The following is a 13,580-nucleotide window of genomic DNA, read 5'->3' as shown; positions in this document are numbered from 1 at the left end:
CCGTGACTCATGACCTAATGTCAAGCACATGGAATACCGTCATCTTGGCCGCAGCGGCCTCATGGTCAGTGAGATCAGCTACGGAAACTGGATCACCCACGGTTCCCAGGTGGAGGAGGACGCCGCCGTCGAGTGCGTCCGCGCGGCCCTCGACGAGGGGATCACCACCTTCGACACCGCCGACGTCTACGCCGGGACCCGGGCGGAGGAGGTGCTCGGCCGCGCGCTGAAGGGCGTGCGCCGCGAGTCGCTGGAGATCTTCACGAAGGTCTACTGGCCGACGGGTGAGGGCAGGAACGACCGGGGCCTGTCCCGCAAGCACATCACCGAGTCGATCAACGGCTCGCTCCGCCGCCTGCAGACCGACTACGTCGACCTCTACCAGGCGCACCGCTACGACGTCGAGACGCCGCTGGAGGAGACCCTGCGCGCGGTCGACGACCTCGTACGGCAGGGCAAGGTCCTCTACGTCGGCGTCAGCGAGTGGACGGCCGACCAGATCGCGCGGGCGCTGAAGATCGCCGACGAGATGGGGTTCGACCGGCTCGTGTCGAACCAGCCGCAGTACTCGATGCTGTGGCGGGTCATCGAGTCCGAGGTCGTGCCGCTGTGCGAGAAGGAGGGCCTCGGCCAGATCGTCTGGTCGCCCATCGCGCAGGGCGTGCTGACCGGCAAGTACCTGCCCGGCCAGCCGCCGCCGGCCGGGTCGCGCGCCACCGACTCCACCGGCTCGGGCTTCATCAACCGGCTGATGCGCGACGACGTGCTGCGGCGGGTACAGGACCTCAAGCCGATCGCGGCCGACCTCGGCCTGTCGATGGCCCAGCTCGCCGTGGCGTGGGTGCTGCAGAACCCCAACGTGTCGTCGGCCATCGTCGGGGCGACCAAGCCGGAGCAGGTGCGCGACAACGTCAAGGCCGCCGGTGTGAAGCTCGACGCCGAGGTGCTCAAGAAGATCGACGATGTGCTGGAGCCGGTCGTCGAGCGTGACCCGGCGAAGACGGTCAGCCCGTCCAGCCGTCCCTGACGTCTCACCCGCTCAGGTAGGCGCGCCGCCCGGCTCCCGCGCTCACGGGGCCCGGGCGGCGAGCGCCGCGCGTCTCACTCGGCGCGCAGGGACATCCCCGAGTATTCGACCCGCTCGTCCTCCAGCAGCGACACCTGCTCGACACCGGCCTCCAGCAGCTCGCGCCAGCTCTCCCCCAGCCACGACTCCGCGTCCGACTGGCTGGAGAAGATCTCCCGGGGCAGCGGGCGGTCCGTGACCTCGCCGCCGTTCGCGTCCTCGTAACGCCACCGCCAAATCATCCGCACCCGCTCCTTCGCTTCCTCGCCGTCCCCGCGCCCGGGACTCACGCCGGGCCGCCGCGACGCGACGCCCGTGCAGCCGGACCCTATCCTCTCTCTCCCCGGCGTCCACTCCCCCGCCGGTACGGGAACCATCCGGCGGCAAGGACGCGGAAAGGCGGCGGCGCATGGAGATTCTCCTGGAGGGAACCGGCGGCCCGGAGGGCTGGCCCGTCCCCGGCTGTCCCTGCGCGTCCTGCGGACGGCTCGCCCCCGGCCACCGTCGTCTGGCCTCCATCGTGCTCGACGGCCGCGTACGGCTCGCTCTCCTCGAATCACGCCAGGCCCCGGAGGCGGCCGCCCCGGCCCTGCCGGACACCACGACCCTGCCAGGCACCACGACCGGGCCGGATACGGCGACGGGACCGGACACCGTCGGCGGACCCGGTGCGGCGGCCAAGGGGCGCCTGCCCGAGGGATACCGGCTGCTCCACACCTCGGACGGCCGCGAGGTCACCGCGCCTGACGGCGGCCGGCTGCTGTACGCCGTGGGCCCGTCGTCCGGCCTCGGCGAGCCGGACGACGGATCGCCTCTCGACGCACCCTTCGACGTGGTGCTCATCGACCTGCCGGACCGGCCGGAACGGCTGGGCGACCTACGCCGGAGGGGGCGCGTGACGCCGAAGACCCGGATCGTCGCGGTGAACCTCTGCCACCGCGTCCCTTCGGAGGACGAGCTCGCCCGCAGGCTCGGCTTCTGGGGAGCGGAGGCCGTCCCCGACGGAACCGTCATCGGCACGGCGAGCGCACCGCTCACAGATGGTCCTCCCGAGGTCACCGGCGTCCAGCGCACCGCGAACGGACCTTGTCCCACCCCGGCTGGTTCCGCCGCCGTCACCGGCGACCAGCCCCGCGCGGGTGGCCTCGGGACCATGTGTTCGGCCCCGGACGTCACGGTCACGATCGGCGTCCGCGGGCGGGGACGCGGCGGGCAGCCCCGCCGCACGCTGCTGCTCGGCGGGTCACGGTCGGGCAAGTCCGAGGAGGCCGAGCTGCGCCTCGCCGCCGAGCCCGAGGTGACCTATGTCGCGACCGGGCCCTCCGGGGGCGACGACCCGGACTGGCTGGCCCGCGTACGGACTCACCGGGAACGACGCCCCGCGCACTGGCGGACCGTGGAGACCACCGATCTCGCGGCGGTGCTGTCCGGCGGTCAGGGGACGTTCCTCGTCGACGGGATCGGCACCTGGCTCGCCGCCGTGTTCGACGAGTCCGGCGCCTGGCCCGACGACACTCGCCCGGACGGGCCCCGCCGCCTCGCCCTTGACCGGGTGGAAGCGCGGTGTGAGGCGCTGGTGGACGCCTGGCGAGGCACACACGCCCGCGTGGTGGCGGTGAGCGACGAAACCGGCTTGGGGGTGATCCCGGCCACCGCCGCCGGCAGGCTGTTCCGCGACGCGCTCGGCCGCCTCAACCAGGCACTCGCCCGGGAGTCCGAGGAGGTCGCCCTCGTGGTCGCCGGCCGGGTCGTCCCCCTGCCGATCTGATCGCGACCGCCCCCGACGCCCCTCACCGCCGGCGAGCCGCGAGCCAGGAGGTCCGTGAGCCACGAGCTGGAAGTCGTAAGCCGGGGGGCCGCTACTATCGGCCCTCGTGCCCGATGACCCCCGCGTGAGTCGTCCGAGCCCCGGCGCGGCCTGGTGGTTCGCCGTGGGAACCCTCACGATCTTTCCGGTGCCGCCCGTGCCGGTCGACCGTTCGGTGGCGGGGCGTGCCATGTCCCTGGCGCCGTTCGTCGGGGTGGCCCTCGGCCTGGTGGGCTCCGCCGTGTTGGTGGTCGCCCACGCGGCGTCCGGCTCGCCGTTGATCGGCGCCGTCCTCGCGGTCGGGATGCTCGCCTGGCTGACCCGGGCCCTGCATCTCGACGGCCTCGCGGACCTGGCCGACGGGCTCGGCAGCGGAAAGCCGGCCCAGGGCGCGCTCGACGTGATGAAGCGCTCCGACATCGGGCCGTTCGGGGTCGTCACCCTCCTGATCACGCTGTTCCTCCAGGTCGCGACGCTCCAGCGGGCCGGCCCGTTCGCCTGGGCCGTGCTGGTGACGGCCACCGCGACCGGCAGGCTGGCCGTCACCTGGGCCTGCCGCTCGGGGGTGCCCGCCGCCCGGCCGGGCGGCCTCGGCGCTCTGGTCGCGGGCACCGTACGGCGGAGCGCGGCGGTCGCGGCGACCGTCGTCACCGCTGCCGTCGTGGCTCTTGCCGCCTTGATCGCGGCGGACGGCGGGCCGCACCTGGACGGGCTGTGGGCCCTGATCGGCCTCGGTCAGGGTCCGCCCGGCGACTACTCCGACGTGTCCGACGTCGCCGGGAGCGTCGCGGTGGCGGTCGCCGACGCGGGCGTGCAGCCCGCCGGTCTGCTGTACCGCCTCTCGGGTGATCCGTATTTCAGCATCCCGACCGGCCTGCTCCTGGCGATGGCCGCCGGGCTGGTGTCCGCCGCCCTGCTGCGCCGCCGGGCCGTACGGCGGCTGGGCGGCATCACGGGCGACGTGCTCGGCGCCCTGGTGGAGACGGCCACGACGACGGCGCTGCTGGCCGCCGCCGTACTCGTCTGACGCCTGACGCCGGCTGGGCGGTTCAGCGTGGCGCGCTGACCGGACGCAGACGGAAGGCGACGAAGACGACGACCGCGAGCAGCACCCAGCCGACGATCCCGGTGATCCCGGCGAGCGCCGGGTTCGGCGGGGCGGCCGCGTCGCCGAGCAGCAGCGCCAGGCCCGCCACCGCGTTCAGCGAGGCGTGCGCGATGACCGCGGGCCACACGCTGCGCGAGCGCAGCCGCATCCAGCCCAGGAGCGCCCCGAAGATGACGCAGAAGCCGACGAACAGCACCGCCGCCCAGGCGCCGAGTGCCGGGTAGTTGTATCCCTTCAGCGTGAGGGGAGCGTGCCAGAGGCCCCAGATCACCCCGGACAGCACCAGTGCGGGCCACACCCGGCGCCCGCGCCGCTCCCCCGCGGCCGCCTCTCCCCCAGCCTCATCCCCGGCCCCCGCGGCCTGGGCCTCGTCCCCGGCCCCCGCGACCCCGGTGTTCACGCCCCCGGCGCCGACGTTCCCAGGGGCAGGCGGGGGCGTGACGGCGGGGTCGCCGAGCAGGCGCGGCAGCAGCCAGCCCCGCCAGCCCCACTCCTCCCCCAGCGCGGGAATCGCGTTCAGGAACGGGGCGATCAGTACGGCCTGCACGACCTGCACGACGTACAGGATCCGCGGGTCCATGGGAACCTGCCCCAGGGCCGCCCCGAGTTGCGCGCGGAAGAGGCCGAGCCCGGCGAGATCGAGGCGCATCGTGCCCACGGCCGCGCTCGCCGCCACGGCGACCGCGCCGAGGAACGGAATGCCGAGCAGGGCCGTCGCCAGGAGCGCGGCGGTCCTGCTCCGGTCCGGGCCGAGAGTCAGGCCGGTCGCCCTCGCCCACTGCCTGAACGGCGTGTCCCGGCGCCGGGTGAGCCACACGGCGAGCACGCCCAGGGAAGGCGTCGCCATGATCAGGATGCCGAGGATCACGAACGCCGGTGTGCCCAGAGACACCGCGCCCGTCCAGACCGGCAGAGCGATCAGCCACGACGCCCCGAAAGCGACGAGGAGGAAGAGCCAGACATCGGCGTTGCGGCGAATCAAGGTCGTCGCCTTTCGAACGAGGACGGACGTGGACTGAGGCCGGTTTCCCTGCGGACCGCCCGAGACGGTGGGGCGACGTCTCAGGCGGCCTTGCGGGCGGCAAGGGTGTTGAGCAGGGCGGCACCGGTCTCGGCGTCGTCCACGCTGATGGCGAGCTGCCCGCCGGAGGTGTAGCGCACGACCAGGCACTCCCCTCCGCGGATCATGACGGTGGCTCTGCCGGGCAGGCCACGGATACCCCATCCGCCCACCTGCACAGGCGATCTCCAGTCCACCCAGGCCCGCTCGACCCGCTCCAGCCGTACGGTGCGCGAGGGCCACCGCAGCGGGCCGAACGCCATGGTCAGCCCTTCGGATGCGATCCGTACGGAGACCGACGACACCGCCAGGCCGATCACGCCGACCAGGGCGAGCGGGAGGGCGGTGGCCCAGCCCGCGGGGGCGAGGCCCCACAACGCGGCGGCCGCGAACGACAGCGCCACCGCGAACGCCACGACCCCCAGCGCCACCGCCCAGGGCGCCGTGGCGGTGGACACCCAGACCGGCCGCTTCCGGGGATCGAGGTCGATCAGCGGACCCGGCCGCTCCCGCTCCGGTGGCGCGTCGTCCGGGCCGAGCCGCCCGGCGAGCCGGCCCAGCGCCCCGAGCGCGAACGCGACGCCGACGACCACCGCAATCTCCCAGTTCAGCGACGCCGCCTGGGTCCAGTCGTCCCGGCCGAGGTTGGCGGCGACCGTGACGGCCTGGATGCCGATCAGGAAGCCGCCGATCCAGCCCAGCCCGGCGGCGTACCAGGCGCGCGTCTCCCTGCGGATCTCCCCTCGCGCCCGCGCCAGCCCGGCGAGACCCGTCCCCGCGATGACTGCCCACACCAGGGCGAAGAGCGTCAGCGCGGCCGACGGCATGGACCGGTCGGGCTGCCCGGACGGCCCCCAGTGGCTCGCGACGGGATCGGGGAGCCGGCCGGCGAACGCCAGCGGTACCGCCACGAGCACGGCGGCGACCAGGACGGTCCAGGCCGCGGCGGCCAGGAGGAAGCGGGCGCGCACGCCCGGGTCCGAGGTCCGGTGCGGGTGGGTCATGGCGATTCCTCCATGAGTTCCTTCACGATGGCGAGGACGTCTTCGGGACCGACCCCGTACTGGGCGGCCTCGTCGAGCAGGTCGCGCACACGGGTCCGGAGCGCCGCACGCCCGTCGGGCCGCCGGAGCACGGACACGCCGCGCCCCCGGCGGAACTCCAGCAGGCCCTCGTCCCGCAGTTCGCGCAGCGACCGCAGGACCGTGTTGGCGTTGACCCCCAGTGCGGCGGCCAGGTCCCGGGCCGGCGGCAGCCGGTCACCGGGTGTGACGTCCCCGGTGGTGATCGCGCGCTTGATGGCCGCGCTCACCTGCTCGTGCAGGGGACGTGGGTCGTTGAGATCGAGCGTGAGCAACATGGTACTAGCCACATTAGCATTAACTGCCGGTTGGTGCTGTTTCCATCAGCACCATCCATCGAGCCAATAGATGGGATGACCCCTCGTTTATGCGTAGCCGAGTAAGCCCAGCTAGCATCGGCTCACGTGACCACAGTGCGTATCAACGCGTCTGACGCGGTCTCCACCGAGACCGGCGCCCTCATAGTCGGCATCCACACGACCCCGGACGGCCCACGCACGGCCCCGGGCGGCGAAGGCCTCGACCAGGCCCTGGACGGCCGGCTGGCCGAGATCCTCACGACGATGGGGTTCACGGGCAAGGCCGAGGAGGTCGTGAAGATTCCGACCTTCGGCGCGCTGCCCGCTCCCGTCGCCGTCGCCGTCGGTCTGGGTGAGGCGCCCGAGGGCGACTACGACCAGGAAACCCTGCGCCGGGCGGCCGGAGCGGCCGTACGGTCGCTCGCCGGCACGCCGTCCGCGGCGCTGGCCCTGCCCGCCCGTACGGCCGCGGAGGCGGCGGCCGTGGCGCTGGGCGGCCTGCTGGGGGCCTACGACTTCACGCGATACCGCACCGGCGGCGACCGCAGGGCGCCCGTCGGCGAGATCGTCGTCCTGTCCGGCGCGGCCGGGGCCGAGGAGGCCGCCGCGCGCTCGGCGACGGTCGCCGAGTCGGTCACCCTCGTCCGCGATCTGGTGAACACGCCGCCGTCCGACCTGTGGCCGGCGCGCTTCGCCGAGATCGCGCAGGAGAAGGGCGGCGAGGCCGGCCTCTCGGTGGAGGTCTGGGACGAGGTGCGGCTCAAGGAAGAGGGGTTCGGCGGCATCGTCGGCGTCGGCCAGGGGTCGGTCAACCCGCCCCGCCTGGTCCGTCTCGCCTACAGCCACCCCGAGGCCACCCGCAAGGTGGCCTTCGTCGGCAAGGGCATCACGTTCGACTCCGGCGGCCTGTCCCTCAAGCCCAGCGCCGCGATGGACTGGATGAAGTCCGACATGGGCGGCGCGGGCGCCGTGTTCGGCGCGCTTCTCGCAATCGCCCGGCTGGGCCTGCCCGTCAACGCGGTCGGCTACCTCTGCCTGGCCGAGAACATGCCCTCCGGCAGCGCCCAGCGCCCCTCCGACGTGCTGCACACCTACAGCGGCAAGACCGTCGAGGTGCTCGACACCGACGCCGAGGGCCGCCTGGTGCTGATCGACGGCATCGCCCGCGCCACCGAGGACGCGCCCGACGTGATCATCGACGTCGCCACCCTCACCGGCGCCCAGATCGTCGCGCTGGGCTGGCGTACGGCCGGGGTGATGGCCAACGACGACGCGTTGCGCGAGGAGGTCGTCCGCATCGCCGGCGAGCAGGGCGAGGGCGCCTGGGGCATGCCGTTGCCCGCCGAGCTGCGCAAGGGGCTCGACTCCGCGGTCGCCGACATCGCCAACCTCCAGCCCGAGCGCTGGGGCAGCATGCTCGCCGCGGGCATCTTCCTGCGGGAGTTCGTGCCCCAGGGCGTCCGGTGGGCGCACGTGGACATGGCCGGGCCCGCGTTCAACAAGGGCGAGCCGCACGGCTACACGCCCAAGGGCGGCACCGGCGCGCTGACCCGCACACTCGTCGCGATCGCGGAGCGGTACGCCGGGAACGGCACGTCCGCGCGGGCTGTTTAACAGGAAGACGGCTTGACACCAGGCCGGATCGACAGGAAGACGGCGTGTGGCGGCGTGCCCGCGGGCCGGGGCCATGATCGTCCGGGACAAGTGAGAAGATGCCGCCTTATCCGGCGGAGTCAATACGATCAAGGAGCATTCAGTGGCTGATGGCAGCGGCCCCTACGACATCGTCGTCCTAGGTGGCGGTAGCGGTGGATACGCCTGTGCCCTGCGGGCGGCCGAGCTCGGCATGAACGTCGTCCTCATCGAGAAGGACAAGGTCGGGGGCACCTGCCTGCACCGCGGCTGCATTCCCACGAAGGCGCTGCTGCACGCGGCCGAGCTGGCCGACCAGGCCCGCGAGGGCGAGTCGTTCGGCGTGCGCACCCGGCTGGAGGGCATCGACGTCCCCGGCGTCCACGCGTACAAGGACAAGGTGATCGGGGGCCTCTACAAGGGCCTCGCCGGGCTCATCAAGAGCAAGAAGATCACCGTGGTCGAGGGCGAGGGCCGCCTGGCCGGCCCGGGCCGTGTGGCGGTCGGCGACCAGGTGTACGAGGGCCGCAACGTCGTGCTGGCGACCGGCTCGGTGCCGAAGTCGCTGCCCGGCCTCGACATCGACGGCGAGAAGGTGATCAGCAGCGACCACGCGCTGGTCCTGGACCGGGTGCCGTCCTCGGTGGTCATCCTGGGCGGCGGCGTCATCGGCGTCGAGTTCGCCAGCGTGTGGCGCTCGTTCGGGGCCGAGGTCACGATCGTCGAGGCGCTGCCGCACCTGCTGCCGCTGGAGGACGAGTCGAGCTCCAAGCTGCTGGAGCGGGCCTTCCGCCGCCGGGGCATCAAGTACGAGCTGGGCGCCCGGTTCGAGAGCGTCAAGACCACCGGCACCGGGGTCGTCGTCTCCCTGGAGAACGGCAAGACCCTCGACGCCGAGATCATGCTCGTCGCGGTCGGCCGCGGCCCGGTCTCGGCCGGCCTCGGCTACGAGGAGAACGGCGTCTCGATGGAGCGCGGCTACGTGCTCGTCAACGAGTTCTGCCAGACCAGCGTGCCGGGCGTGTACGCCGTGGGCGACCTGATCCCCACGCTGCAGCTCGCCCACGTCGGCTTCGCCGAGGGCATCCTGGTCGCCGAGCACATCGCCGGGCTGGGCCCGGTCCCGATCGACTACGACGGCGTCCCGCGCATCACCTACTCCGAGCCCGAGGTCGCGTCGGTCGGCATCGGCACGTCGGTCGCCCGTGAGCGCGGCCACGACGTCGTCGAGCTGAGCTACAACCTCGCGGGGAACGGCCGGAGCAAGATCCTGCAGACCCAGGGCGAGGTCAAGGTCGTCGCCGAGCGCGACGGCCGGGTGCTCGGCGTCCACATGGTCGGCAGCCGGGTGGGCGAGCTGATCGCGGAAGCCCAGCTGATCTTCAACTGGGAGGCCACGGCCACCGACGTCGCCCAGCTGATCCACCCGCACCCGACCCAGTCCGAGGCCCTCGGCGAGGCGATGCTGGCCCTGGCCGGCAAGCCGCTGCACGTCCACAACTGAAGCCCTCCTAGCGAACGCGAGAGAAGAAACCATGCCGGTCTCCGTAACCATGCCCCAGCTCGGCGAGAGCGTTACCGAGGGCACCGTCACCCGCTGGCTGAAGAAGGAAGGCGAGCGCGTCGAGGCCGACGAGCCGCTGCTCGAGGTGTCGACGGACAAGGTCGACACCGAGATCCCTTCGCCGTCCGCCGGTTACCTGACCAAGATCATCGTGGCCGAGGACGAAACAGTCGAGGTCGGCGCCGAGCTCGCGCTGATCGACTCGGAGGCGGGCGCCGCTCCGGCCGCCGCCGAGGCCGCGCCGGCCGCGCCCGAGCCGGCTCCGCAGCCGGAGCCCGAGCCCGAGCCCGCGCCCGCGCCGCAGGCCGCCGCGCCCGAGCCCGAGCCCGCTCCCGCGCCGATCTCCTCGATCCCGCAGCCCGCGCCCGCCGTGGTCACGCCGCAGCCGGCCCCGCAGGCCCAGCCCGCCCCGCAGCCGCAGGCCCAGCCGGCTCCGCAGCCGCAGGCCCAGCCGGCGCAGCCCGCTCCGGCGGCCGAGCCGACCCCGCTGCCGTCGTCCGGTGAGAGCCCGTACGTCACGCCGCTGGTCCGCAAGCTCGCCGCCGAGCACGGCGTCGACCTCGACGCGCTGACCGGCACCGGCGTCGGCGGCCGGATCCGCAAGCAGGACGTGATCGAGGCCGCCCGCGTCCAGCGCGAGCAGGCCGCCGCCCCGGCGGCCCCCGCCGCCCCGCAGGCGGCGCCCGCCGAGGCCCCTGCCGCTCCGGCCGCCGCGGCTCCCGCCGCGTCGGAGGTGCGGGTGGACACCACGCTGCGCGGCCGCACCGAGAAGATGTCGCGCCTGCGGCAGACCATCGCCAAGCGCATGGTGGAGTCGCTGCAGGTCTCGGCCCAGCTCACCACCGTGGTCGAGGTCGACGTCACCCGCATCGCCCGCCTGCGCGACCAGGCCAAGGGCGAGTTCCTGCGGCGCGAGGGCGTCAAGCTGTCGTTCATGCCGTTCTTCGCGATCGCCGCGATCGAGGCGCTCAAGCAGCACCCGAAGCTGAACGCCACGATCAACAGCGAGACCAACGAGGTCACCTACTTCGACGTCGAGCACCTCGGCTTCGCGACCGACACCGAGCGCGGCCTGCTCGTCCCGGTGATCAAGAACGCCGGCGACCTCAACATCGCCGGGCTCGCCCGTAAGATCGCCGACCTCGCCGAGCGCACCCGCACCAACAAGGTGAGCCCGGACGAGATCACCGGCGGCACGTTCACGCTGACCAACACCGGCAGCCGGGGCGCGCTGTTCGACACGCCGATCCTCAACCAGCCGCAGGTCGGCATGCTGGGCACCGGCGCGGTCGTCAAGCGCCCGGTCGTCGTGGACACCCCGGAGGGCGAGGTCATCGCGGTCCGCTCGATGGTGTACCTCGCGCTGAGCTACGACCACCGCCTGGTGGACGGCGCCGACGCCGCCCGCTTCCTCACGACGATCAAGCGTCGTCTGGAGGAGGGCCGCTTCGAGGCCCAGCTCGGCCTGGCCTAGTCCGAAAGCCAGGCCCGGGACTGTCGCCGGGCGCGGAGCCGGCGCGTAGCCGCACCGCGCCGGGCCGTACCGATCCTGGCGTGACACCGTGAAGCCGTCCCGCATCCCGCGGGGCGGCTTCCGGCGTATAAGGGGCTGTGGAGATGATGACGACTGTGGTGACCGGTGCGTCCGGTCTGCTCGGCTCGGCCCTGGTGAGCTCGCTGCGGGACGACGGGCACGAGGTGCGCCGCCTGGTACGGCGCGAGCCCGCGGCGCCCGACGAGCGCTTCTGGGACCCGGCGGGCGGGGTGCTCGACCCGGCCGCCCTGGAGGGCGCCGACACCGTCGTCCACCTCGCCGGGGCCGGGATCGGCGACCGCCGGTGGTCGGACGCGTACAAGCGGGAGCTGGTGGAGAGCCGGGTCTCCGGCACGCGGACGCTCGCCGAGGCGCTGGCCCGCGCGGACGGCGGGCCGCGTGTCCTGCTGTCCTCCTCGGCGATCGGCTTCTACGGCGACACGGGCGACCGGGCGGTGGACGAGTCCGCCCCGCCGGGGAAGGGCTTCCTGGCCGACCTGGTGCGTGCCTGGGAGGACGCCACGGTCCCCGCCGCGGAGGCGGGCCTCCGGGTGGCGCGGATGCGCACCGGCGTGGTGCTCAGCGGCCGGGGCGGCGCGCTCGCCCGGATGCTGCCGATCTTCAAGATGGGCGCGGGGGCCGTCCTCGGCAACGGCAGGCAGTACGTGTCGTGGATCTCGCTGCCCGACTGGGTGGAGGCGGTCCGCTTCCTGCTCTCCCGCGAGGACCTGTCCGGGCCGGTCAACCTCACGGCGCCCGAACCGGTGACGAACGCCGACTACACCGCCGCCCTCGCGAAGGCGCTGAAGCGCCCGGTGATGCCGGTCCCGGCCCCGCGCCTCGCGCTGCGCCTGGCGCTCGGCGAGTTCGCCGACGAGGCCCTGCTCGCGGGCCAGCGGGTGCTCCCCCGGCGGCTCCTCGACGCAGGTCACCGGTTCGCCCATCCCGCCATCGGCGACGCCCTGGCCGCCGTACTCTGAAGAGCCAGTCGATCCGCACACGGAAGTGGTGGGGCATGAGCCGCATCGGGCAGTCGCACATCGTCGCCATCGGGGGCGGCTCGTTCCGGCAGTCGGAGCGGTACGGGTTCATCGAGCCGACCGCGCTGCTGCGCTACGTCCTCGACCTGACCGGGCAGGACCGGCCCAAGCTCGGGCTGCTCGCCACCGCCACGGGCGACGACGCCGACTGGCTGCTGAAGATGTACGGCGCGTTCGCCCGCTGGGACGTCGAGGTCAGCCACCTGACGGTGTTCCCGATGCCGAACGTCGCCGACCCCCGCGAGTGGATCCTGGAGCAGGACGCGATCTACGTGAGCGGCGGCAGCGTCGCCAACCTCGCCGCGCTGTGGCGGTTGCACGGCCTCGACGAGGCATTCGCCGAGGCCTGGCGGGCGGGCGTGGTGCTGTCCGGGCAGAGCGCCGGGGCGCTGTGCTGGCACGTCGGGGGCAACACCGACTCGTTCGGGCCGAGGCTGCGGCCCTGGTCCGAGGGCCTGGCCCTGCTGCCGTACTCCTGCGGCGTCCACTACAACTCCGACCCGCAGCGCCGGGCGCTGCTGCACGAGTCGGTCGCCTCGGGCGAGCTGCCGGAGGGGTACGCCGCCGACGAGGGCGTGGCGCTGCACTATGTCGGCACCGAGTTCATCCAGGCCGTGACCACCGATCCCCGGGGGTACGCCTACCGGATCGAGCGCGACGGGCCCGCCGTCAAAGAGCTGCGGGTCGAGCCCCGGCTGCTGACCTCCACTACCCTGTCCTCGTGAAGGGCTTGGCCATCGTCCGCCTGGGAGTGGACGTTCCGTACGAGCAGGTCTGGGCCCTGCAGCGGCGGTTGCACGCGCGCCGCGCGGCCGGCGAGATCTCCGACCTGTGCCTGATGCTGGAGCACGCCCCCGTCTACACCGCGGGCAAGCGGACCCTGCCGCACGAGCGGCCGGCCGACGGCACCCCCGTCATCGACGTGGACCGGGGCGGGAAGCTCGCCTGGCACGGCCCGGGCCAGCTCGTCTGCTATCCGATCATCCGGATCACCGACGTCGTCTCCTACCTGCGGCTGCTGGAGGAGGTCCTGATGCAGGTCTGCGCCGACTTCGGGCTGGCCGCGCGGCGGGTCGAGGGGCGCGGCGGGTTGTGGGTGCCCGGCGACCCGTCCCACGGGCTGCCCGACCGCAGGCTCGGCACGATCGGGATCCGGGTCGCCGGCGGGGTGACCATGCACGGCTTCGCGCTCAACTGCGTCAACGACCTGAGCTGGTACAACCGCATCACCGGTGACCTCACCGGCGACGACGCGGGGGTCACCTCGCTGTCGGCGGAGACCGGCAGGCGCATCACGGTCGACGAGGTCATCCCCTTCGCCGGCAAGCGCCTCGCCGAGGCGCTCGGCGAGGAGCCGTACGACCTGTACGAGGAGGACCTCGCCTGAC

13 protein-coding genes are annotated in these 13,580 nt (G+C 73.3%); 9 read left to right on the top strand and 4 right to left on the bottom strand.

Annotation, left to right across the window (positions count from 1 at the left end; all coding sequences use genetic code 11):
• Nucleotides 1-28: 28 nt before the first annotated feature.
• Nucleotides 29-1,027, top strand: coding sequence for an aldo/keto reductase family protein (locus F5972_RS08975; RefSeq protein ID WP_150932954.1), 999 nt, complete (start codon nucleotides 29-31; stop codon nucleotides 1,025-1,027).
• 74 nt (nucleotides 1,028-1,101) lie between these two features.
• On the opposite strand, the gene F5972_RS08970 is transcribed toward F5972_RS08975, so the two are convergent.
• Nucleotides 1,102-1,308, bottom strand: coding sequence for a hypothetical protein (locus F5972_RS08970; protein ID WP_117409166.1), 207 nt, complete (start codon nucleotides 1,306-1,308; stop codon nucleotides 1,102-1,104).
• A gap of 167 nt (nucleotides 1,309-1,475) precedes the next feature.
• Between F5972_RS08970 and F5972_RS08965 the strand changes: the two genes are divergently transcribed.
• Both F5972_RS08965 and F5972_RS08960 read left to right on the top strand, forming a co-directional pair.
• Nucleotides 1,476-2,834 carry a bifunctional adenosylcobinamide kinase/adenosylcobinamide-phosphate guanylyltransferase gene (locus F5972_RS08965; RefSeq protein WP_150932953.1) on the top strand — a complete coding sequence of 453 codons (1,359 nt, stop codon included), beginning with the start codon at nucleotides 1,476-1,478 and terminating at the stop codon, nucleotides 2,832-2,834.
• Between the two features lie 124 nt (nucleotides 2,835-2,958).
• Entirely contained in the window at nucleotides 2,959-3,900 is a 942-nt protein-coding gene (locus F5972_RS08960; protein WP_191910030.1) for an adenosylcobinamide-GDP ribazoletransferase, read from the top strand.
• Between the two features lie 22 nt (nucleotides 3,901-3,922).
• Here the strand turns inward: F5972_RS08960 and F5972_RS08955 are convergent, their stop codons facing one another.
• From F5972_RS08955 to F5972_RS08945, 3 genes are all read right to left on the bottom strand, one after another.
• On the bottom strand, nucleotides 3,923-4,963 hold the full coding sequence (locus F5972_RS08955; protein ID WP_404803044.1) for a CPBP family intramembrane glutamic endopeptidase: 1,041 nt from the start codon (nucleotides 4,961-4,963) through the stop codon (nucleotides 3,923-3,925).
• An 80-nt stretch (nucleotides 4,964-5,043) separates the two neighbouring features.
• Nucleotides 5,044-6,045, bottom strand: coding sequence for a DUF1648 domain-containing protein (locus tag F5972_RS37925; RefSeq protein WP_150932951.1), 1,002 nt, complete (start codon nucleotides 6,043-6,045; stop codon nucleotides 5,044-5,046).
• A complete protein-coding gene (locus F5972_RS08945) occupies nucleotides 6,042-6,401 on the bottom strand; it encodes a GntR family transcriptional regulator (RefSeq protein WP_150932950.1) in 360 nt (119 codons plus the stop codon). The genes F5972_RS37925 and F5972_RS08945 overlap by 4 nt, the downstream gene beginning before the upstream one ends.
• Nucleotides 6,402-6,527: 126 nt before the next feature.
• Here F5972_RS08945 and F5972_RS08940 point away from each other — a divergent pair, with 126 nt between their 5' ends.
• The 6 genes from F5972_RS08940 (at nucleotide 6,528) to lipB (ending at nucleotide 13,579) form a co-directional block, all read left to right on the top strand.
• The gene (locus F5972_RS08940; protein WP_150932949.1) at nucleotides 6,528-8,036 is read left to right on the top strand and encodes a leucyl aminopeptidase; all 1,509 of its coding nucleotides are present in this window, start codon (nucleotides 6,528-6,530) and stop codon (nucleotides 8,034-8,036) included.
• Between the two features lie 142 nt (nucleotides 8,037-8,178).
• Nucleotides 8,179-9,558, top strand: coding sequence for a dihydrolipoyl dehydrogenase (gene lpdA, locus F5972_RS08935; RefSeq protein WP_150932948.1), 1,380 nt, complete (start codon nucleotides 8,179-8,181; stop codon nucleotides 9,556-9,558).
• Between the two features lie 31 nt (nucleotides 9,559-9,589).
• Entirely contained in the window at nucleotides 9,590-11,092 is a 1,503-nt protein-coding gene (sucB, locus tag F5972_RS08930; RefSeq protein WP_150932947.1) for a 2-oxoglutarate dehydrogenase, E2 component, dihydrolipoamide succinyltransferase, read from the top strand.
• A gap of 146 nt (nucleotides 11,093-11,238) precedes the next feature.
• Complete coding sequence (locus tag F5972_RS08925; protein ID WP_150933363.1) at nucleotides 11,239-12,132, top strand: TIGR01777 family oxidoreductase; 894 nt, start codon at nucleotides 11,239-11,241, stop codon at nucleotides 12,130-12,132.
• 35 nt (nucleotides 12,133-12,167) lie between these two features.
• Nucleotides 12,168-12,917: a Type 1 glutamine amidotransferase-like domain-containing protein gene (locus F5972_RS08920; RefSeq protein ID WP_150932946.1), complete on the top strand. Its 750-nt coding sequence runs from the start codon at nucleotides 12,168-12,170 to the stop codon at nucleotides 12,915-12,917.
• Entirely contained in the window at nucleotides 12,914-13,579 is a 666-nt protein-coding gene (gene lipB / locus F5972_RS08915; RefSeq protein ID WP_150932945.1) for a lipoyl(octanoyl) transferase LipB, read from the top strand. Before F5972_RS08920 ends, lipB begins: the two co-directional genes overlap by 4 nt.
• Nucleotide 13,580 lies beyond the last annotated feature (1 nt).

It is taken from the genome of Microbispora cellulosiformans, assembly GCF_008728085.1.
GTDB classification, from domain to species: Bacteria; Actinomycetota; Actinomycetes; order Streptosporangiales; family Streptosporangiaceae; genus Microbispora; species Microbispora amethystogenes.
Note: the sequence above shows the minus strand (reverse complement) of the source record. Positions and strands in the feature narration are given on the sequence as shown.